The following is a 19,976-nucleotide window of genomic DNA, read 5'->3' on the forward strand; positions in this document are numbered from 1 at the left end:
CTCCCGCAGAGCGTTTCAATGCATGTGTTGCGTCGATCAGTTGAGACCGCCGCCCGGAGCGGACGTTTATCTTCGCTTTCGTCGCTGCAGTGCACCTTCACCAGAGCTGACATTCGTAAGCCGTGCAGCATGCTCGGCATTTGAATTCATATTTGCGGTACGAAGTAGATGTGGAGGGCTTTTGGGGAAACCTTGCGGGACAGCATCAGATCGCAAAATCGAACTAAATATGGTCTGATCAAACTTAGGGTCCAGACGTCGCTTGCGGTTTTATTGCCTGAATTACGATGGCCGTAGTTGTCCATGCGGGCCAAGGCTCAGCAACGAAAGGAGTTCTAAAGAATTGAGAGCCCGCAATGCTCGCGCGACACGACATGTTTCAGTTCGCTCTACGACAATTCTGCCATCGGAAACAGGAATGGCGCGGTCTTGCTGTTGGTGGAACGGGCCACCTCCGCTGGGGGGCCTTGGGCCACGACCTTGCCGCCTTCGTCGCCGGCACCGGGGCCTATATCGACGATCCAATCACTTTGCCGGGCCACAAGCATATTGTGCTCGACCATGATGACGGAATTACCTGCGTCAACCAGTCGGTCAAGCTGCGCCAGCAACAGGGTCACATCCGCAGGATGCAGGCCCGTCGTCGGTTCGTCCAGAACATAGAGCGTGTCGCTGCGCTGTGCGCGCTGCAGTTCCGTTGCCAGTTTGATCCGCTGTGCCTCGCCGCCCGACAATTCTGTCGCGGGCTGACCAAGGCGCAGATAGCCAAGGCCGACCTGAAGCAAGGCCTCAATCGCGCGCAGGATCGCGGGGTCATCGGCAAAGAAGTCGTGCGCTCGCTCCACCGTCAGATCGAGGACTTCTGCGATTGTCTTGTCGCGATAGCAGATTTCGAGTGTTTCATCGTTGTAGCGCTGCCCGCGACATACCGGACAGATGGCATAGACGCTGGGCAGAAATAGCAGTTCGACGCTGACAAAACCGGCACCTTCGCAGTTCGGGCAGCGGCCCTTGGCAACGTTGAATGAAAAGCGCCCAACGTCATAGCGCCTTGCCCGCGCTTCTTCGGTTGCGGCGAACATCTTGCGCACATGGTCGAAAAGGCCGGTGTAGGTCGCCAGATTGGACCGCGGTGTGCGGCCGATGGGTTTCTGATCCACGACGACCAGACGCCGGATATGCTGCATGCCATCGACGATATGCCCGTCGGTGGGGGTGTCCAGCTCCTGCTCCAGCAGCTCTGGCTCATTCTCGGCTGTCTCGACCGGTGGTTTTTGGCCCAGGGCGTCTCCGACGAATGCGACTAACGCCTGACTGACAAGGCTGGACTTACCTGATCCTGATACACCTGTGACCGTGACCAACACGCCCAGTGGCAGGTTGACATCGACCCCGTGCAGGTTGTTGCGTGTGACATCTGCCAGACGCAGCCAGCCTTTCGGCTCTCTTGGGGTGCGGTCACCGGCACGGGTGCGCTCGAACAGATGCCGCGCGGTGTGAGAGGTTTCGACCTCTCGCAGCCCATCCATCGGGCCACTGTAGACGACCGTCCCGCCGTGGGTGCCGGCGTCGGGTCCGATGTCCACGATCCAGTCGGCGTGACGGATGACGCTGACGTCATGCTCTACCACGAACAGAGAGTTGCCGGCACTTTTCAGATCATCCAAGGCACCAAGCAAGGCCTGCGTATCAGAGGGATGCAGCCCCGCCGACGGCTCGTCCAGCACATAGACCACGCCGAAGAGTTTCGACCGGATCTGCGTGGCCAGCCGCAAGCGCTGCAATTCCCCCGGCGACAGGCTGGCGGTATTGCGTTCCAGCGACAGATAGCCAAGGCCAAGGCGTGTCAGCGCTGCAACGCGGGCCATGATGTCGCGGGTGATGCGTTGCGCCACGATGGCCTTTTCGGGGTTCATGTCATGCGCCACCGGGTCCCTGTCCGCCGCCGTGCGCAGCAGCGCGCCAAGATCCCGCAGTGTCAGACGAGAGATCTGGCCGATATCAAGCCCTTCGAAAGTGACCGACAGCGTCTCGCGCTTCAGCTTTTTGCCGTCGCACGTCGGGCAGACGGAAATATTCATGAACTGAGAGACGCGTTTTTTGGTGCGGGCACTTTGCGTCGTGGCAAAGGATTTCAACACATAGTTCCGCGCACTGGTGAAGGTGCCCATGTAGGTGGGCGAGCGGTTCCCTTCCCGTGCCCTGCGCGTTTCCTGCGGTGCCATCCGGGCATAAACCGGCACTTCGGGGGCGTCGTCGGTGAACAAAATCCAGTCGCGGGTATCACTTGGCAGGTCCTGCCACGGTGTGTCGATGTCATGTCCCAAAGAGATGAGGATATCGCGCAGGTTCTGCCCGCCCCAAGCCGGTGGCCACCCGGCGATGGCACCGTTGCGGATCGTTTTCGTCTGATCGGGGACAAGCAGTTCTTCAGTCACGTCGAACACGCGCCCGATGCCGTGGCAGCGCGGGCAGGCCCCGTCGGGCGTGTTGGGCGAAAATGCATCCGCGTAAAGGATGGTCCGCCCCTTTGGGTATTGACCGGCGCGGGAATACAGCATCCTCAAACCGGTGGAGATCGTCGTGACACTGCCCACTGACGACCGGGCCGAAGCGGTGCCCCTTTGCTGCTGCAAGGCAACGGCTGGCGGAAGCCCTTCAATGCTGTCGACGTCAGGTTCGCCCACTTGGTTGATCAACCGCCGCGCATAGGGGGAGACAGAATCCAGAAACCGCCGCTGGGATTCCGCGAAAAGCGTGCTAAAGGCCAGAGAAGACTTACCAGAGCCCGAAATACCGGTGAAGACGACCAACGCGTTGCGTGGCACGTCGATGTCGACGTCCTTGAGGTTGTGAACACGCGCGCCCCGCACCTGAACGCAGTTTTCAACACCAACGGGAACGGATTTGCTTTTGCTCGGAGTGATTTCATGACCTCGTTTGCTGCTTTGGTTGTTAGTGATAACCCTAAATCATGGCCTTCGGCTACCACAACGAGCCAAGATTGAAATCCTCGCTGCTTATGACAGGTAGATCTGGACGTCTGGTCCAAATGCATTCCGCGAGCTCATCGTGGCGCGGGACACTGCGCAGAGAATAGCAGTCGCCAAACGAGGGGTCTCCTCGAAGGCTTTAATGAGATCACTTTGCAGTATCTCAACCGCCTCTATGTCCACGATCGGGACAAAGTTGTGGTCAGATGTTCGCAAAAGTACGCTGCGCAATCCCAGAAAGTCGCCAGGCACTTGGATATCAACGATTTGGCGCGTTCCGTCGGGCTGTATCTTGTAGGAACAGACCTATCCTGCAGAAAGTACATAGGCTACCTGATCCAATTGGCCCTGATGGACGAGATCACGCCCCGCGACAAAGCACCTGCGACGCGGATGCAGCCGTTCCAAGACAGCCAGTTCTTTGGAAGACAGCGTCACGAAGGCAGAGAGCTTCCGTGTCAATGGGCTGGTTTCTATCACGCTCACAGATCCCTCCCTGTTCAAGAGTACTTACTGAAATTATTAAAGTAGATACTGATTCAGATCAGCTTCTCAGAGGCACGGCTCTACAAGAAATCGCCCGGCACTGGTGCGACACTGTGCTTCATGGGCCATGCGCTGATGGAGAACCGGCACGGTCTGGTTGTTCAGGGAGACCTCACCCAGGCTGACGGTCATGCCGAACGGCGTGCCGCATTGGACATGGTGCATCGCCATTCCCCAGGATCGACCCGGCGGCTGACACTTGGGGCAGACAAGGGGTATGACGCCGCCGAGTTTGTCTCCAATCTCCGGGAGGCCTGCGTCACTCCGCATGTCGCGCAGAAATCGCGATATTCAGCGATAGACGGGCGCACTACCCGACATCAGGGCTACGCCCTGTCGATAAAGCACCGAAAGCGGATCGAGGAAGCCTGCGGCTGGGCCAAGACCGTCGGCGGCATGGCGCAAACCGTCTATCGCGGCGTCGAAAGCGTGCGATCCCGCTTCATTCTGACGATGGCCGCCAATAACCTGGCCCGACTGCCAATATTGCTGGCAGCATGAGGCGGAAGGCGACTGCATGGGGTCCGAAAATCTTGGACCCTTGTTGACGAGCGCAGGGCGCATTCACCCCATAGGCAGAACAGCGGCAAACCTCTTCCGATGCGCAGCCGCTTCAGGCCACCTTCGGGTTCCGTTTGAAAAACATGTCCTTCCACCCGTCCACGCTCGCCTCATCCAGATAGAGAAGACCGGCGACATCTTCCGTGCTCAGACCTTCCGCCAGCAGAAGCAGGGCATTCGCCATCCGTGCCTGAATAAGCTCGGGGGATTTGTCGTTCAGGGTTCTTAACAACGTGTCGCGGTCAGTCTCGGAAAGGAACATATTTGAGTCGGCTCTTGATTGATGAGGCGGCCTCTCTGACACACGGTTTTGTTCGAGGCAACACACCCCCCCCCATGGTCAGGACCGTAATCTATAATTAGCAGTCGTGCGATGGAATTAGGGCCACCCGCAGTTAGACAACAACCAATCGCTGCCCTGACGCCTCCACGGTAAGCATCAATGCTGCATCTGATCAAGCGGCGTTTTTTTTGCTTCGAGCTCAGTTTTCTGCTCCTCAACCATGGCCTGATAACCGCGACCTCAATTGAGCGGTTACGGGTCAATTGTTACTTATACATCATCTTGTTGGAAAACCGGATTTGGGCTGAGTGCCAAGATCAATAGTGCCAACGGAGTTGGCGGATCGGCATGAAGGCGACATTCGCCTTGCCCAAAATACTTTCGCTATGATCGATACGTCGAGGGTGGGCTCGATGCACTGGTTGATGCATCCCCTCGCCCAAAGTCGGTCTGGAGCCAGATCCCAGATGCCAGGACTACCTTCAACGTTAACCTAATCTCCGCAGAAGTCTTTCTTCTACCCCCTCGCGAAATGCCTTGAAGCCGAGCACAAGGTACGGCACATTCTTCTGCACAAACTGGTGTTTCACAAATCTGAATCCTGAATTTATCGTTAATATTCAAAGCTATGAAAAATGGCTCCGATCCCTACCGCCGGAGCCATTTCTATCACATGGTATTGAAATGGAACAACAAATCCGGGCCCGTCGGTGAAGGCGCCCGGGATTTTTCACAAAGCCTTGCACAAAAGCTTGCACAAACTCCCGGCCCTGTCGCGCGGCACCTCCATCCCAAGGAGGCCCGAAGATGGCTGTCAGCCAAACCTATCTCGAACTCAGACCAACCTCGTACTACTGGCGCAGGCGAGTTCCCACGCGCGAAGTTAAACGCTTCAAACCAACATTTTTTTGTTTCTCACTGCAGACAAATCTCTTTCGCGAAGCCGCAGATGTCGCCCGTCGCATTACCGCGATCAGCGATATCTGCTTCAACGCAGAGACGGACATGCCGCCCGAAGTGATGACCCAGATCCTGATCGACTACGCACGCCTCGACATTGAGGCCGCTGCACGCACATCGCTTCGCGATTCCATTTTTCTGTGTGACATGACCCCTACCCTCACCCCGATCCGGGATACCGCTGCCCGACTCGGTATCGCGCTTGACGAAGCCGAAGACGATTTTGCGCTCCTGACCGGGAAAATGATCCGGTTGCTGATTGAGCTGAGCGAAGAAAAAGAACGCCGTGCCAAAGGACTTTTTTGCAGAAACCCAACCTTATCTCCTGGCGGCACTACAGCAAAATCAGATCTCCGAGCCCACCCCGCAAGTTTCACGACCTACAGCACCTGCGCCCCAAACGCACACGACTCCCCAGCCACAAGTAATGCCTCCCGAAGAACCTCTAGCCCCTGTTTCTATTGAAACACCGGTTTCTACGCCCGAAACAAGCGCTGCTGAGCCCGATAAGGTCTTACATGCAGATTGAAGGACTGACTGTTACTGTAAACGCCGCGCATGGTGTCCCGGCACGCCCTATCGATGGATCAGATCCGACCATCCTTGAAATATGGGATGCCTGGTTCGATGAAATGTCACGTGGCGTCTATAGAAAAGGCGCGTACTCTTTTGAAAACGAAGGCAAAGCCAAACTTTTCTTGAAAGAAGCTCACACGATCCGCTTAACCCGCAGACTTATCAAAGATATCCTGGGAGATATTAAGGTATCACAAGCAACCGGAGCAGACTGGATCAGGTTCAATGACACCCTTCGCAAACTCCCCAGCAACCACGGAAAATCCAGCAAATTTCGGCATCTAACCTGCCTCGCATTCATTGATCTGGAAGACGAGAAAGAAAGAAAACGACTGGATGCCGCACTTACCCGGATAGCGCGCGAACGCATTGTAGGAGATGACACTTGGAAGACCAAAACCAGTGAGACGCAGATCTCACTTCGAAACCGCCCTTTTTGAATGCTTTTGTGAGAGTATGGCGTTGAACCCAAAAATCTATTTGCCACGGCGGGGTTATAAGCCACGTGTGCGCTTTCATACGCAATGGCCATGAGCCCCCCCATAACGGCCCAAGACTTCCCATGCACCGGAATCCAGCAACACAGCAATGGCCGCCGAAATTGACACGCCGATTTTCGGCAGGTCTTCTAGCCCACGTCTGCCCTTTTTCTCATAGATATCACGGATCGGGTAGGACAACGCGGCGACATAAGATGCCGCCTCTCGATAGGCGCGTACGCGGAAATGAGCATTTGCCTGTTGTTCCAGCTGATCAGCGACGTCTCTCAGCTTTTCAGCCACGAAGGTATTCTCAATAGAGAAATCAGCCTGACTTTGTTGCGCTGCTATCATGGGGTCCCTTTCGCAAACGGGTGTCACTTGACAGTCAGCATAAGTTCTCAAAAATCCGTCGTATTGATTGTTATCAAAGAGGCCATTTCAACTGATAGGCACAAATGGGCCGACCAGCATCGCAAGATAGGACATCAGCCCAACAAGGGGAACAACAGACAGTACGATGAAAACGCCGACCGGAGCCAAGTCACGCCGCCCTCTGATCCGCGAACCTCATGAGGGGTACGCGGCAAAGCGATGATCTCAGGGCGTATCATTATATCCATTCCTGCCGGGGATCGGCGGGATTTGTGCGCTGTGTTGCAGCAACGCGTTCATGCTGGAGGTGCCGAACACGATCAAAGGGCATCGGGCCACTTCGAGAAGACGTGCAAGGTCTACCAGATTATGAACGGGACCATGGGCTAGGTCGACCAGCACTACTTGGGCGTTCGTGCAGGCCAGGGCCTTTAGGGCTTGGTCCAGAGTCTCAAACGCTACCCTTTCAGAAGGCCGGGCGGTTTTCCCATTGCCCTCAGCGGCCACCGAAAACACGATGCGATCGGCGGACAAGTGTTTTGACAGGCAATCAGAAACCTCTGTCAAGGCATCCCGCTGCGGGCCAGCTGTGTCAAGAACGACAATTTTTCCGGGAATTTGGTGAACCTCACGATATCCAATCACAAGGATATCCCACCCCGTCGCGGCGCGCAGGGCCGTGCTGACAAGCTCGCCCTTGTCCTGTGCAAAAACCCAACCTGCGCCAGCCGGATCTGCCGCGCGCGCCAGAGACTTCTGAAACGCTCGTGCGTCGGCTTTCAGAAGTGCGCGTACCTGCGAGAGGCTGGGTGCAATGGCCGTGACACCGCTTGCCGACACGATACGTTGACGGGGGATCTGGCAGGTCGCAAGCGTGTCGATCTCGTCCACCAGGATACCTCCAAGGCCAGCTAGGAAACCACCCGGTAATCGTGCAACGATACGCAGCGCCGCAGCGGCATCAACAAAACAACCCGCGCCGACAAGAATACGCAGGCCCGGGCGGATGCTCTCCTCCATCAGTCCGCCTCCCCATCGGGGCCATTGCGGTTCTGGGACCCGAAACTGCGGCGGGTTTGGGCAAAGCTGCGCAACTGCGCCTCGACAAGACCGTTAATACTTTTGGCAGGGAAATCGCCGCCGCGTCTGCGCTGGCCAGAAATGGTTCCCGTCAGCACTTCGATCCCCTGATCAATCGTCTTGATCGGAATGACCCGGAAGGTGCCTGCCGCTGCGGCTGCTACAACGTCGCTGCGCAGCATCAGGTGATCCATATTTGACGCTGGTATCAAAACACCTTGTTCCCCGGTCAGGCGACGTGCGCGACAAATGTCGAAGAACCCTTCGACCTTTTCATTCACACCGCCGATGGCCTGTACCTCGCCGTTTTGGTTTACGGACCCAGTCACGGCGAGCCCCTGACGGATCGGAACGCCAGACAGTGCGGACAGCAGGGCATAGAGTTCAGCCGAAGACGCACTGTCCCCGTCAATGCCGCCATAGCTTTGCTCAAAAACCAGGCTCGCGTGCAGTGACGTGGGGACATCCAGTGCATACCGCGAGGCAAGGAAACTGCCTAAAATCAAAACACCTTTGGAATGCAGTGGACCGCCAAGTTCGACCTCGCGTTCGATATCAATCAATTTACCTGCACCCATGCGCACGCGCGCCGTGATCCGCGACGGGCGGCCAAAATAGTGGGTGCCAACCCCGACCACCGCAAGGCCGTTGACCTGACCGACCGCACTGCCTTCCGTGTCAATCAGGATGACTTTGCGTGTAACGGCCTCTTGCATACGTTCTTTGATACGTGAGGCCCGGCGTTGCGCCTGTTGGATTGCCTGCTCTATGTCATTGTCAGAAATCAGATCGTGTTTATGTTGAGCCGCATAGAAATCAGCCTCTCGCATCACATCCATCAACGCACCAAGTTCAAGGGTAAGTTTCTTGGTATCATCCGCAAGGCGTACTGCATGATCAAGCAGGGCGGCGACCGCTGCGGCAGACATCGGCCGAAGGCTTTCCTTGGAAGCATACCCTGCCACAACTCTTGCCAATGCACGCGTGTTCTTGGCACTGCGCGGCAAGTCATCTTCGAAATCTGCCTGTATTTTAAAAAGCGGGCCAAATTCAGGATCAAGCATCGTCAACAACATATGCAGCCGCCGATCACCAATCAGAACCACGCGGACGTCCAGCGGGATAGGATCAGGTTCAAGCGTGACAGTTGAGGACAGGCCGAGCCGATCCGCAAGCGAGCTGATCGAAATTGAATGGCTTTGCAGGCAGCGTTTAAGAGCATCCCAAGCATAGGGTTCAGACAGCAGGCGATGCGCATCCAGCACCAGATACCCGCCGTTGGAGCGGTGTAGCGCACCGGGCTTGATCAGCGTGAAATTGGTCGCAAGGGTCCCCATTTCTGAAATATGCTCGATCCGACCGGTCAGATTGTTGAGTGATGGCAAGTCCTCCCTGACAATCGGTGCGGAGTGCGGGCCCGCTTCATGGGAAACCATGATGTTCACAGCGTAGCGGTCAAAGATCGGCTCTTGATGGTACTTTCGGATGACCTCGGGGAACGGGCCGTTGTTGGATCCTTCTTTGGAGATCAAAAACAGATCAGCATTGGACACCATATCCGTGCGGACATGTTCCAGATACGCGCTGATGTTTGCGTCATCTTTAAATTCGGTCTGAACTTCACCTACGCGCAGTGACACGGCGCGTTCTGCCATTGCAGCGTGCAGCGCCTCTACCTTTTGCCTGTGTTCTTTTTCCAGCTGTGGTCCCTGTTGCAGTACGCGCGCCAGATGCTCTTGCAGCCTCTCGATCTTGTCATCAATCTCGGCGCGCTCTTCAGGTGGCAATGCCTCATAAACTTCTGGTTTGATAGGTTTTTTGTCCACAATAGCAGAAAGCATGAATCCCATCGGCGTTCGCAGCAATGCCACATTCTCGTCTGCCGCGCGCTCGGCGAATTCGGCAATCGGCTCCTCGTGTTTCTGTCCGAATTCTTCTTCTATAGCGCGGCGCTGGGTCTGGTATTCTTCTGACTCAAACAAGGCGGGGATTTCGATGGCAAGGTCATCCACCAAAAGCTGCATCGCTGATTTCAGCGCCGAAGCCACACCCGGAGGCAGTTTCATCGCGTTCGGTTTGTGCGGCGCATCGAAATTGTTTACGTACACCCAGTCGCACGGCATCGATTGGATTGCGGCAGCTTTTGACAATAGTTGCGCAACCGCACTGTGGCGCCCAGTCCCTTCACGCCCCAAAACATAAAGATTGAAACCTTTGTGGCCGATTTCCGCAGAAAGTTTGATCGCGTCAATGGCGCGGTCCTGACCGATAAATCCCGGCGCCGATTTCAAAGATGCAGTTGTTTTAAAACCAAGTGTCTTGGGGTCGCATTCAGCGCGCAAACGCGCAGCAGGCAAGCCGCCTGGAAGTGGTGACAGTTTAGATGTTTTGCGAACCACGTCAGCGCTCCTTGGAATGTTACGAGGCATTTGGATTCAGGACGCAGACATCTTGACCGTTTCGACCATATGCAGCAGAGCGTCGCCCCATGCCTAATTCTATCGCTACTGTCGCAGGCTCTGACCTCGATTGGATTGATACGTATCAATCCACGCGTCAACAAAGGTTCAAAAACGTCTGCGATTGTCAGAATGACAAATTATCAGCGCACACAACCTGCCGATTGATCGTCGTCAAACGGATTTGGCAATCATCGGGTAAGTTCGCACATGAAAGTGGGTGAAATATGTGTTGGAGCACGCAAGCATCGGTTGCGATGGCCGGGATAGGCGTTATCGCAACTGCCGTCACGTATCGCCGAGGTGCCGCCCCTGCGATTTGGCTTACAATCGGGTTTTTCGCCGTTATGGAGGCACTCCAAGTCTGGGGATATGCTGTGCTGGGTCAATGTGGCGCGCCGTCAAACCAAGCGGTAACAGTCCTGTCCTACCTGCATATCGTCGTCCAGCCGTTTTTCATCAATGCCTTCGCCATGGAGCTGGTTCCGAAAATCGTCAAACGGCGCGTCCGGGGTTGGGTGTTCAGTGCCTGTGCAGTTTCTAGCCTGATCATGTTGGTGCAGATCATGCCGGTACCTGCACTGGGATCTTGCCTGCCGGGCAGCCCGCTATGTGCTGACCGGTGGTGCACTGTAGCGGGTGATTGGCATATTGCGTGGGACGCACCCTACAACGGACTACTGATCGGGATCGAACGTTTCGTCGGGATTTACGCGGGGTTCCCCAGCTATATAATCGCTGCGTTCCTGTTACCATTGATCTATGGCGCATGGCGGTTTTCGCTTGTTCACGCCGTTGCAGGTCCCAGTCTGGCCGCCGCATTGACGACAAACCCCAATGAGATGCCTGCGATATGGTGCCTCTTTTCAATAACAATCCTTCTGATCGGCTTAAGCGCGCCCATCAGAAAGACTGTCACCGCAACCCATTGGTGGGGCAGACCTGTTGAAAGCACGATGTGAAAACTGAAGGAAAGATTGGCGATGCAAGATGGAATAAGACTAACCTGCTTGTCCTGCGGGCAAGCGAACCGGTTTCCCTTTACCAAGCTAAAAGCGGGCCCAAAATGCGCCAAATGTGGTGTGATGCTGGTCGGGGATGATGTTGCTGCCCTGAATGATCTGCGACATGACAAGGCAGTCCGCGCCGATGATCTGCCACTGATTGTTGATTATTGGGCACCCTGGTGCGGCCCGTGTAGAACGATGGCCCCAGAATTTGCGGCGGCGGCAAAAGCGTTGCGGTTTTTGGCCCGCTTTGCCAAGATCGACACAGAACAGTTTCCAGCAATCTCCCAGCGCTTGCAGATCAGGGGAATTCCGCTCTTGATCCTGTATGCTCAGGGAAAAGAGATCGCACGATTGTCCGGAGCGCGGCCCGCATCGGATATCGAAGCGTTCGTGCGCCAGCATCTTTGACGCTAGCCACTCAGCGGGCTTGGGATGCAATTCGGCTTTGTGCTGCCATCAGGCGGACTAACGTATTGCGCGCACTTGCCCATGCGCGGAATTTGATGCTGCTTGCGAAGGCCTCGGATTAGTAGCCTTGGCCAATTGTCACAGATCAATCTTCGGAAATGTAGCTCGGCTAATGTAGGGGCAAGGTATTGGGTGCTTAGGATTACAGCATAAGGGTGCCTTCAATTTCTACTTTAGGGGCGAAGGCCATGGAAAATCACAGTGCACCGCCAGAACCGCCCAAACAGCTTTTGTGGTATTTCATTATCGGCCTGGCAGTCTTTTCTCTTCTTTCAACGCAATTTCCGACAAACGAGCGAAGGCAGACGGTTGCGTCCTACAGCGCCATCAAGGAACTGATCCGCAATGGCGATGTAGTCGAAGCGACACTCGAAGCCACCGCCATTGTGGCCGTTTTGCGCTCGCCCACCTCTGAGGGTGTGCAGCAGTACCGAGCGATCACGCCGCAGCAACCAGATCCGGAATTGCTGCCGTTGCTAGAAAACGCGGGCGTCATCATCACTGCCAAAGAGCCCGCGACCCCGTCAGTTCTGCTATCGTTCCTGCCGTGGATCCTGATCCTCGCTTTCTATCTCTGGATCAGCAGGCGGATGATGGGCGGCGGTATCAGTGGCGGGTTACCGGGTGGAATTGGTGATTTCCTCGGTGGCAGATCCACCAAACCGACAAAGACAACCAGCAAAGTCACCTTCGCGGATGTTGCAGGCCAGGACGAGGCGAAGCGCGAGGTCTCTGAACTTGTCGAGTTTCTGCGCGATCCGGATCGGTTCCAGAAAGTGGGCGCGACGGTGCCGCATGGTGTCTTGCTGATGGGACCGCCCGGCACTGGCAAGACATTGTTGGCCCGCGCCCTCGCGGGCGAGGCCGATGTGCCGTTCTTTTCCACCTCCGGATCGGAATTCATCGAAGTGTTTGTGGGCGTCGGCGCAGGACGGGTGCGCAAGATGTTTGAAGAAGCGCGAAAACAGGCCCCGGCAATTATCTTCATCGACGAGTTGGACAGCATCGGGCGTACCCGCGGCACCGGCCTTGGTGGCGGTAACGACGAACGTGAACAAACATTGAACCAGATCCTGGCCGAACTGGACGGGTTTGCAGCGCGCGAGGCCGTGGTGGTTTTGGCGGCGACCAACCGTCCTGATGTGCTCGACCCAGCGCTCTTGCGACCGGGCCGATTTGACCGCCACGTCACGCTATCGCTGCCTGACAAGGTGGCGCGCCGTGCGATCCTGGACGTGCATATCAAAGATCTGCCAATGCACCAAGATATCGATCTGGATCAGGTGGCGGCCGGCACGCCAGGCTTTTCAGGGGCTGACCTGAAAAACCTGTTGAATGAAGCGGCAATCACGGCTGCCCGCCATTCAGCCATTAACATTACGTCCGCCGATCTGGACGAAGCACGCGACAAGATAATGATGGGGACAGTGCGCACACTTGCAATCCAACCCGACGAAAAGCACCGATTGGCGGTACATGAGGCAGGGCATACGGCGGCCTCCTATTACAACCCCGATGCCGATCCGTTGTACAAAGTAACAATCATTCCACGAGGGCGCAGTTTAGGCAGCACTCATATGCTACCGGAAATCGAGCGCCACACCCTGCCCGAGGCATATTTGCGGGTCCAGTTAACCACGTTGTTAGCTGGTCGCGCGGCGGAAAAGCTGTTGTTGGGTTCGCTCAGTTCAGGAGCCGATGATGACATCCGTCGGGCCACCGCGCTGGCGCGCTCCATGGTGGCTCGCTGGGGGATGGACCCCAATATAGGCCCTGTGGATTTGCGCGAAAGCGAGGACCATCCGTTCCTTGGCCAGCAGATTGCCCAACCTCGGACATTTTCGGACGAAACCGCAGCCCAGGTGGATCAGGCGGTGATAAAGCTGCTGCACAACGCCGAAGATCAGGCGACGCAACTTATTGACGACCACCGAGATCAAGTTGCTTTGCTGGTGGCGCGGCTGGAAGCCGAAGAGACGTTGGATCTGGATGATATCAAAGCCTGTCTTGAACCGAGTAAAAAAATACGACCATTTGTGAAGAAACGCAAAGGCAGCAAGTCAACGACACCGGAGCAGCCCAAGTGAGAGCAATCAGAAAATGCCTCGCTCTGAATGCTTTTTGTGCAATCTCGTGGCCAGAGTAACGAATGACATTGCAAAATGATCATAACCCAACGGATCGGCGCTCTTGGTTCCAGCGCGTTTTTCTGGACCTCGCGCAGCAGATGCGGTGGTCATTTTTACCGCCGCTTATGGTATATTTCGCGGCTGGGGTGTCGGGCCTGACATCGGTTGTCGGGGCATTTTTCCTCAAAGACTATCTGGATTTGTCAGCGGAGTTCATTGCGGGGCTGACGTTTTGGGCCGGACTGCCGTGGATTCTCAAAGTGCCCATGGGTCATGTTGCCGATCTGTTCTGGAAATGGAAAGCCTTGCTCATCTTGGTGGGTGCAGGACTGATTACGCTGTCATTGGTGATCATGTTTGGTCTGGTGTCGCGCCCGGATGAGATGCGCGCAGTCTTTCCTCTTGCTACATGGTTTATCATCGCCTTGCTGCTCGCCCCATCTGGATACGCCATTCAAGACGTTGTCGCCGATGCGATGACAGTTGAGGCCGTCCCGCAGCGTGACGACACCGGTCAAACCCTTAGCGAAACTCAGTCACGCGCCATGCACACGACAATGCAAGCGCTTGGGCGGATTGCGATCATATCGGGTTTTGTGTCTGTGGCAGCGGTCAATATCTGGATTTTCACCGATGCGGAATCTTTGCCACGCAAGGCACGGCTGGCCTTGTACGGGCGGGTCTATCTGACTGCCATCGCCATTCCGGTGATTTCGGTCAGCGGGATGTTTTTGCATACTCTCATTCAACGGCGCAAAGCGCAAAAACTGGTAAATGCCCAGCCAGACAACGAGACCGAGGTCAATTGGCAGATCCTTGGCGGTGGATTGTTCTTTGTGGTGCTGAGCATCGCATTGGGCACGTCTAATCTGGTCCATGCGCAAGAGATCGTCTTTGTTGTCTCTCTTTTGGTCATCCTATACCTGATCAAACAATTGCTCAAAAAGCTGGAGCCTTCTGCCGCCAAGGTCCTGATCGGTACGGCAACGATCATCTTTGTGTTCCGGGCGGTGCCTTTGCCAGGGCCGGGTCTGACATGGTTTGAGATTGATGATCTTGGGTTTGATGAGCGGTTCCTGTCGATCCTTTCGCTCATTACGTCATTACTGGCGCTGGTTGGACTAGTTGTTCTGCGCCCTTTGATGGCCAAGCAATCTATCGCCTATATCGTGGTGCTCCTGACCCTCGCGGCGGGCGTGCTGTCGCTGCCCAATATCGGGCTATACTACGGCGTTCAGGAATGGACCGCCGCGCATACCGGCGGGATTGTGGACGCGCGGTTCATTGCCATTCTTGATACGGCAATTGAATCCCCTCTGGGTCAGATAGCCATGGTGCCGATGCTTGCATGGATCGCGCGCAACGCGCCACCTGATCTGAAGGCCACTTTTTTTGCGGTCATGGCGTCGTTCACCAATATGGCGCTGTCAGCCAGCAGCCTTGGCACAAAGTACCTCAACAAAGTTTATCTAGTTACGCGAGCCTCGGTTGATCCTGTTACGGGCGAACAAATCTCGGCAGCGAATTACACTGAATTAGGTCACCTGCTGATCGTCGTCGGAGTGATCACCGTGGCAGTACCGCTTTTGGTCGTCTTTGTTGTGCAATCCTCACGCTTTCGGACCTCCGAATAGGTTAAGCCCGTCATTTGACCGTATACTCAGCCAGCAGGCGGCATACTTTGCGCATCGGAACACCAATGTTTGCACCGCCAAATTCGGGCAATATCGCCGCGTTCACGGCAACCATATGACCATTGCGGTCCAATGCAGGCCCACCGCTACCGCAGACGGCTGTCTCTGCATCACAGATGATCGCCTTGCTGGTGATTTGCGCGATAATGCCGCGACTGGCGAGAGGCGCGACCAGAAAGACCGGCGGCTTGAACGGGCATAGGCCACAGCATCGCTCAGGATTTCTTCGACCGGCCAATCGGTCTGAAAGCGATTGCCGCACAGGCGGAGCCGCGACATTGGCCCATCGGCACCAAACTCAATCATGTCGCCGTGCAACAGAAGCGCCGTCCCGACCTTGCGCCCATTCACCCAAATATCTGATCCGGGCAAAGCTTCAATCTCATATGTCTCACCGGACCAAGACAGCTGCACGCGTGCATAAGAGGCGGGCGCAGCAGGCACATCCTGACCAATCCGCAGCACATGGTCAGCACCGATCGACACCTGCGGCTAATCCGAAGCAAGCCATACAATGCGACCATGCGACGGGCCAGTGAGGTTCTCCAAAAACGCGCACACGTCGTCGTGACGGGAATGCGGACTACCATCGGGCCAGGTTTTTAGGTTATTTTCCAAGCAACGTCTTCATTCAGAGCTTTCCGAACTGGCACCGACAAGGATACCCGAACAGGCCACATCGGCCCATTCTGAACATGACTGTTCCATTTGCAATCAGCCACCAACAAGTGATGCGCCCAGCAAGAGCGCGACACAAAAGACAGCGCCTGCAATCGGAAATACGATGTGTACGGTAAACGTGCCCTCCGGTGCTGGCACACCTTTCATCTTGAACCACACCAGCGCCAAATTGATCATTACAAAGACCAGCAGAAGCACTTCGGAAGAGGTCTCTGCCAGTGTGTCGAGAGGCGTAAAGATTGCAAGACCCAGAACAACGGCTGCAACAACGAGTGTCGCGCGAAGTGGTGTTTTGGTGCGCGGTGAAACAACCCCGGTCCAAGCGGGCAGCCGCCCTTCCCGGGCCATACCGTATGCCACGCGGGCGGCCATGATCAGGATGATGACAACGCCATTCATCGTGGCGATAATCGCGATCAGGGTGATGATAAGCGGAGGCAGCCCGGTCAAACGTTCAAACAAAAGGCTGATCGGTGCCGAGGTGCCTATCAGGTCTTTGACCGAGACATTTTGCGCCGTGACAAACGAGACCAGAACATAAAGCACGGTCACAATCGTTAAGGTAATGCCAATCGCCCAAGGCATGGTTTTTTTGGGGTTCTTGGATTCTTCCACAAGGTTGACGACGTCATCAAAGCCAATAAAGGCAAAAAAAGTGATCATGCTAGCCGCCAGCACACCAGACAAAGCGGGCCAGTCCGTCGGCGGCGGCATCAGCGCTGCGGGCAACGCACTCAGGCTGTTGGGCTCATTGATCAGGCCGAAATAGATGATGACAATCAAACCCGCGACCTCCACCAGTGTCATCGCCCCAGCGATAGCCACAGATTCGCGAATACCCCAGGCCGCAATCGTCGCCGCCACAACCACAATACAAATAACCAGCACCTCTTTTGGCAAGTTTACCAACTCGCCGATATAGCCCGCTGACCCCACCGCGATGGCTGCCGCTGCGATCATCGCCTCGACCAGAACCGCAAGGCCAACAACAATCGTTAGCCATGGAAGGCCAAATGATTTCTCGACATAGATTGCTTCCCCCGCGGCTTGCGGCACACGCCCTGACAATTCGGCGAAAGAGGCGGCTGTAAATCCCATTACTATGGCAGAAAGCAAAAACGCGGCAGGCGCATAGGGACCTGCCCGCACGATTGTTTCACCGACCAGAACGTAGATCCCAGCACCAATGGTTACGCCAAGACCATACAAAACGAGGCCGATCAGGCCTACGGAGCGTTTAAGACGCACTGTCTCATCATTTGAATACTTCATGTTCTCCCCCAATTCGTTCGCTAGCCTAGGGTTGGTTTCTTCGATCTGTCTTGATTTCACTCAAGATGCCTACAAGCCCGCAAAGATCGCTGTTCTGACAGAAAATACTGGTGTCGCTAAGGCACATCTTCCGACATCTCAGATGTTGGTGCTCGCCATCCTCGCCGGCGCTTTCATTGGTTTCGGGGCGGCCGCCCATACCCTTGTGATGACCGGAGTGGACGCCACCTATGGCCCCACAAGACTGCCTGGCGGGGTGGTGTTTTCGCTTGGCCTGATATTGGTGATCATCGGCAGTGCGGAATTATTCACCGGCAAAGAGCTGACGGTGATGGCTGCGGTTGATCGAAAAATTGCGTTGCCACTGCTATTGCGAAGCTGGGCGGTGGTTTACGTCGGGAACTTAATCGACGTGGCTGGGCTGGCAATTGTGTTTGGTCTGAGCGACGTTCTGGATGGTCCAATGGGCACTACGGCGGGGAAAAACCCCCGATGCCAAAGCCGAGTTGCTGCCATTTGAAGCCTTCGTGCGCGGCGCTTTATGCATTGCGGTGGTGTGTCTTGCGATTTGGCTTTCGTTCGTGGCACGGAGTTCGGCAGGAAAGATATTGGCGATCCTCTGGCCCATCAGTGCGCTTGTGTTGCTTGGCCTCGAACATTCCGTCGCGAAAATGCGCTTCTTCCCTCAGGGCTGGGTGGCCGGGCCTGTTCTCACAGCGATCATAATGACCGCTTTCCAGCGGCATCCACCAAAAGCGAGATTATCAATCTTTCAGGGACATGATGTATGCCACCATATCATCGATGTTCCCGCCAATCATATGCTCTCTGTAGCGCGGCATTCCCTCATGGAAGGGTGTAATGATCGGTCTGCGCACCTTCTCAGCAGAGCGGTATTTGGCAATCGCTGCAAAGCTTGGGGGTTTCCAATTTGGAAGGCTCATTTGGTTCGATATTATGGCAACGGGAGCAATACTCATCAGCAATCGTTCTTCCCATTTCGAGGTCACGGTTTTGGGCCGTAGCGGTGGACGCGGACGTCACCAGCAATAACAAGGTAAGAGAAAATCACTGAAATCCTATCCTAGGCATTGAGAGCACCGCGACCTACCATTTATCGGATCACATGGACTGAGCAATTCGCGTGGCGCACGACGCGCGCGGCCGTTGAACCTAGGAAGAAGTCTCCAATTCCTGGTCTGTGCGATGCGACAATGATGCAGTCGATTTCGTGACTTTTTGCATAATCGACTATTGTTCGTCCAGCGTGACCAGAAACAATCTTGGCTTCCGAACCCAACAAATCCTGCGCCATTCGGGACATAGTTGTCTCACGTTCTTTGCGGTTCGAGCGCTGTACGTCCTCGGGGATCTGGGAAATTACATAGCCGGGAATTGGCTCAATTACATGCAAAATTGTAAATTTCGCGTCGCTATTTGCCAATTTTCTGGCCACGTCAAAAGAAACCGTGTTGTGATGATCTTCGTCGAGAAGAACTGGGATTAATATATTCTGGTACATGGAACTGCCTCTCTTTGGGTTTAAGAAATAGTGTCTCGCCCCAAATTACTTAGCCTGCGACCTCTCTGTATTGAGGCAAGTCAAAAACAAGACGGAAAATACTTTGAATGGTCCGAAGTAAACCAGAATTCACAGAGCGCATCGCCGCAAGCTGTGTCGCTTCGCGCACGTGCCGGATTCCTTCAACGTGCCATTTTATTGCCGGAGCGGTGAACCGGACAGACGGAGAAAAAAGGCTTCCTGATGACAATTGATCTGGGTCAATCTGCGGGGCCCATAATCAGCTATTCACAATAGTCATATCCCAAAAGGTTAGGAGTGTCTGATGGAAGACGTTGAGAAGCTACTGAAAGGTACGGTTGAAGAGCTTGACCAATTGTTGAACGCAAAGAACGTCCTTGGCGATCCGATTGAACGCGATGGGGCGACGGTTATCCCGATTGTAAGTTATGGATTTGGCTTTGGCGCAAGCGGAAATATCGGCGGAAAATCGGGAAACTCAGCGGGAACAGGTGCTGGTGGAGGGATCAAGCCTTTGGGCGCAATCATCTTTGACAAGGAGGGGGCACGCGTTGAGTCTGTCAAAGGCGCGTTGACCAGTATGACCGAGATTGCCGCTGAGGCCGCCACTGCTGCCATGGACAAAATGTCGGCGTCAAAAGACAAGTCAGACACCTAAGCCGATATGTCTGTTTTGGTGGGGGTTCTGTTTTGGCTATCGCTTGCCGCTCTTGGCTTGGCGGTCTTGGTTTTGGTCACACCAGTCTTGCTGCGCGTCCATCTGACCAACTCTCCGCTATTTGCCTGCCGCGTCGAGATTCATGCATTGGGCGGGCTTGAAGTGGTCCTGCTTTTTAGGACAGTTTTGCGGCTTGGCTAAGATGCATC

The 19,976-nt window shown here is 55.3% G+C and carries 18 protein-coding genes and 3 pseudogenes; 11 read left to right on the plus strand and 10 right to left on the minus strand.

The window, feature by feature from the left end; genetic code table 11:
* Nucleotides 1-389: 389 nt before the first annotated feature.
* Nucleotides 390-2,873, minus strand: a complete 2,484-nt coding sequence (gene uvrA, locus V7730_RS18280) for an excinuclease ABC subunit UvrA (RefSeq protein WP_335749027.1) — start codon at nt 2,871-2,873, stop codon at nt 390-392.
* Nucleotides 2,874-3,077: 204 nt separating this feature from the next.
* A pseudogene (locus V7730_RS18285) lies at nt 3,078-3,473 on the minus strand (Crp/Fnr family transcriptional regulator); the annotation flags it as partial.
* A 75-nt stretch (nt 3,474-3,548) separates the two neighbouring features.
* Between V7730_RS18285 and V7730_RS18290 the strand changes: the two are divergent.
* A pseudogene (locus V7730_RS18290) lies at nt 3,549-4,040 on the plus strand (transposase); the annotation flags it as partial.
* A gap of 112 nt (nt 4,041-4,152) precedes the next feature.
* Here the strand turns inward: V7730_RS18290 and V7730_RS18295 are convergent.
* Complete coding sequence (locus tag V7730_RS18295; RefSeq protein WP_335749028.1) at nt 4,153-4,362, minus strand: hypothetical protein; 210 nt, start codon at nt 4,360-4,362, stop codon at nt 4,153-4,155.
* Nucleotides 4,363-5,190: 828 nt separating this feature from the next.
* Between V7730_RS18295 and V7730_RS18300 the strand changes: the two genes are divergently transcribed.
* Both V7730_RS18300 and V7730_RS18305 read left to right on the plus strand, forming a co-directional pair.
* Entirely contained in the window at nt 5,191-5,808 is a 618-nt protein-coding gene (locus V7730_RS18300; protein WP_335749029.1) for a DUF6538 domain-containing protein, read from the plus strand.
* Nucleotides 5,809-5,861: 53 nt separating this feature from the next.
* The gene (locus V7730_RS18305; protein ID WP_335749030.1) at nt 5,862-6,359 is read left to right on the plus strand and encodes a hypothetical protein; all 498 of its coding nucleotides are present in this window, start codon (nt 5,862-5,864) and stop codon (nt 6,357-6,359) included.
* A 75-nt stretch (nt 6,360-6,434) separates the two neighbouring features.
* Here the strand turns inward: V7730_RS18305 and V7730_RS18310 are convergent, their stop codons facing one another.
* From V7730_RS18310 to V7730_RS18320, 3 genes are all read right to left on the minus strand, one after another.
* A complete protein-coding gene (locus V7730_RS18310) occupies nt 6,435-6,752 on the minus strand; it encodes a helix-hairpin-helix domain-containing protein (protein ID WP_335749031.1) in 318 nt (105 codons plus the stop codon).
* A 246-nt stretch (nt 6,753-6,998) separates the two neighbouring features.
* Entirely contained in the window at nt 6,999-7,793 is a 795-nt protein-coding gene (locus V7730_RS18315) for a hypothetical protein (protein WP_335749032.1), read from the minus strand.
* Nucleotides 7,793-10,252, minus strand: coding sequence for a Lon protease family protein (locus tag V7730_RS18320; RefSeq protein ID WP_335749033.1), 2,460 nt, complete (start codon nt 10,250-10,252; stop codon nt 7,793-7,795). The genes V7730_RS18315 and V7730_RS18320 overlap by 1 nt, the downstream gene beginning before the upstream one ends.
* Nucleotides 10,253-10,539: 287 nt before the next feature.
* Here V7730_RS18320 and V7730_RS18325 point away from each other — a divergent pair, with 287 nt between their 5' ends.
* The 4 genes from V7730_RS18325 (at nt 10,540) to V7730_RS18340 (ending at nt 15,553) form a co-directional block, all read left to right on the plus strand.
* Nucleotides 10,540-11,274, plus strand: coding sequence for a DUF5765 domain-containing protein (locus V7730_RS18325; RefSeq protein WP_335749034.1), 735 nt, complete (start codon nt 10,540-10,542; stop codon nt 11,272-11,274).
* Nucleotides 11,275-11,295: 21 nt separating this feature from the next.
* Nucleotides 11,296-11,730, plus strand: a complete 435-nt coding sequence (locus V7730_RS18330) for a thioredoxin family protein (protein ID WP_335749035.1) — start codon at nt 11,296-11,298, stop codon at nt 11,728-11,730.
* Nucleotides 11,731-11,978: 248 nt separating this feature from the next.
* Nucleotides 11,979-13,877 (plus strand): ATP-dependent zinc metalloprotease FtsH, encoded by a 1,899-nt coding sequence (ftsH, locus tag V7730_RS18335; protein ID WP_335749036.1) that lies wholly within the window; start codon nt 11,979-11,981, stop codon nt 13,875-13,877.
* A gap of 62 nt (nt 13,878-13,939) precedes the next feature.
* Nucleotides 13,940-15,553: a hypothetical protein gene (locus V7730_RS18340; RefSeq protein ID WP_335749037.1), complete on the plus strand. Its 1,614-nt coding sequence runs from the start codon at nt 13,940-13,942 to the stop codon at nt 15,551-15,553.
* Between the two features lie 102 nt (nt 15,554-15,655).
* On the opposite strand, the gene V7730_RS18345 is transcribed toward V7730_RS18340, so the two are convergent.
* Both V7730_RS18345 and V7730_RS18350 read right to left on the minus strand, forming a co-directional pair.
* Nucleotides 15,656-16,099 (minus strand): hypothetical protein, encoded by a 444-nt coding sequence (locus tag V7730_RS18345; RefSeq protein WP_335749038.1) that lies wholly within the window; start codon nt 16,097-16,099, stop codon nt 15,656-15,658.
* A 228-nt stretch (nt 16,100-16,327) separates the two neighbouring features.
* Complete coding sequence (locus V7730_RS18350; RefSeq protein ID WP_335749039.1) at nt 16,328-17,566, minus strand: APC family permease; 1,239 nt, start codon at nt 17,564-17,566, stop codon at nt 16,328-16,330.
* Between V7730_RS18350 and V7730_RS18355 the strand changes: the two genes are divergently transcribed.
* Entirely contained in the window at nt 17,565-18,086 is a 522-nt protein-coding gene (locus V7730_RS18355; RefSeq protein WP_335749040.1) for a formate/nitrite transporter family protein, read from the plus strand. The two genes, V7730_RS18350 and V7730_RS18355, sit on opposite strands and share 2 nt — an antisense overlap.
* Nucleotides 18,022-18,219: pseudogene (locus tag V7730_RS18360) on the plus strand (formate/nitrite transporter family protein); the annotation flags it as partial. The gene V7730_RS18355 and the pseudogene V7730_RS18360, both read left to right, overlap by 65 nt.
* A gap of 111 nt (nt 18,220-18,330) precedes the next feature.
* Here V7730_RS18360 and V7730_RS18365 read toward each other — a convergent pair.
* Nucleotides 18,331-18,546, minus strand: a complete 216-nt coding sequence (locus tag V7730_RS18365) for a hypothetical protein (protein ID WP_335749044.1) — start codon at nt 18,544-18,546, stop codon at nt 18,331-18,333.
* 134 nt (nt 18,547-18,680) lie between these two features.
* Nucleotides 18,681-19,088, minus strand: coding sequence for a universal stress protein (locus V7730_RS18370; protein ID WP_335749041.1), 408 nt, complete (start codon nt 19,086-19,088; stop codon nt 18,681-18,683).
* A gap of 325 nt (nt 19,089-19,413) precedes the next feature.
* Between V7730_RS18370 and V7730_RS18375 the strand changes: the two genes are divergently transcribed.
* Together V7730_RS18375 and V7730_RS18380 are read left to right on the plus strand one after the other, a co-directional pair.
* Nucleotides 19,414-19,767 carry a GerW family sporulation protein gene (locus tag V7730_RS18375; protein WP_335749042.1) on the plus strand — a complete coding sequence of 118 codons (354 nt, stop codon included), beginning with the start codon at nt 19,414-19,416 and terminating at the stop codon, nt 19,765-19,767.
* A gap of 6 nt (nt 19,768-19,773) precedes the next feature.
* Nucleotides 19,774-19,968, plus strand: coding sequence for a hypothetical protein (locus V7730_RS18380; protein ID WP_335749043.1), 195 nt, complete (start codon nt 19,774-19,776; stop codon nt 19,966-19,968).
* The last annotated feature ends 8 nt before the right edge of the window (nt 19,969-19,976 follow it).

It is taken from the genome of Sulfitobacter sp., from assembly GCF_036961165.1.
Taxonomy (GTDB): Bacteria; Pseudomonadota; Alphaproteobacteria; order Rhodobacterales; family Rhodobacteraceae; genus Sulfitobacter.

What these genes read in the sequence shown, in the direction of transcription:
- V7730_RS18350 (WP_335749039.1), bottom strand. Translation starts at nt 17,566, where the DNA reads ATGAAGTATTCAAATGATGAGACAGTGCGTCTTAAACGCTCCGTAGGC.
- V7730_RS18355 (WP_335749040.1), top strand. Translation starts at nt 17,565, where the DNA reads ATGTTCTCCCCCAATTCGTTCGCTAGCCTAGGGTTGGTTTCTTCGATC.
- ftsH (WP_335749036.1), top strand. Translation starts at nt 11,979, where the DNA reads ATGGAAAATCACAGTGCACCGCCAGAACCGCCCAAACAGCTTTTGTGG.
- V7730_RS18375 (WP_335749042.1), top strand. Translation starts at nt 19,414, where the DNA reads ATGGAAGACGTTGAGAAGCTACTGAAAGGTACGGTTGAAGAGCTTGAC.
- V7730_RS18305 (WP_335749030.1), top strand. Translation starts at nt 5,862, where the DNA reads ATGCAGATTGAAGGACTGACTGTTACTGTAAACGCCGCGCATGGTGTC.
- V7730_RS18300 (WP_335749029.1), top strand. Translation starts at nt 5,191, where the DNA reads ATGGCTGTCAGCCAAACCTATCTCGAACTCAGACCAACCTCGTACTAC.
- V7730_RS18340 (WP_335749037.1), top strand. Translation starts at nt 13,940, where the DNA reads ATGACATTGCAAAATGATCATAACCCAACGGATCGGCGCTCTTGGTTC.
- V7730_RS18310 (WP_335749031.1), bottom strand. Translation starts at nt 6,752, where the DNA reads ATGATAGCAGCGCAACAAAGTCAGGCTGATTTCTCTATTGAGAATACC.
- V7730_RS18325 (WP_335749034.1), top strand. Translation starts at nt 10,540, where the DNA reads ATGTGTTGGAGCACGCAAGCATCGGTTGCGATGGCCGGGATAGGCGTT.
- V7730_RS18380 (WP_335749043.1), top strand. Translation starts at nt 19,774, where the DNA reads ATGTCTGTTTTGGTGGGGGTTCTGTTTTGGCTATCGCTTGCCGCTCTT.
- V7730_RS18370 (WP_335749041.1), bottom strand. Translation starts at nt 19,088, where the DNA reads ATGTACCAGAATATATTAATCCCAGTTCTTCTCGACGAAGATCATCAC.
- V7730_RS18315 (WP_335749032.1), bottom strand. Translation starts at nt 7,793, where the DNA reads ATGGAGGAGAGCATCCGCCCGGGCCTGCGTATTCTTGTCGGCGCGGGT.
- V7730_RS18295 (WP_335749028.1), bottom strand. Translation starts at nt 4,362, where the DNA reads ATGTTCCTTTCCGAGACTGACCGCGACACGTTGTTAAGAACCCTGAAC.
- V7730_RS18330 (WP_335749035.1), top strand. Translation starts at nt 11,296, where the DNA reads ATGCAAGATGGAATAAGACTAACCTGCTTGTCCTGCGGGCAAGCGAAC.
- V7730_RS18365 (WP_335749044.1), bottom strand. Translation starts at nt 18,546, where the DNA reads ATGAGTATTGCTCCCGTTGCCATAATATCGAACCAAATGAGCCTTCCA.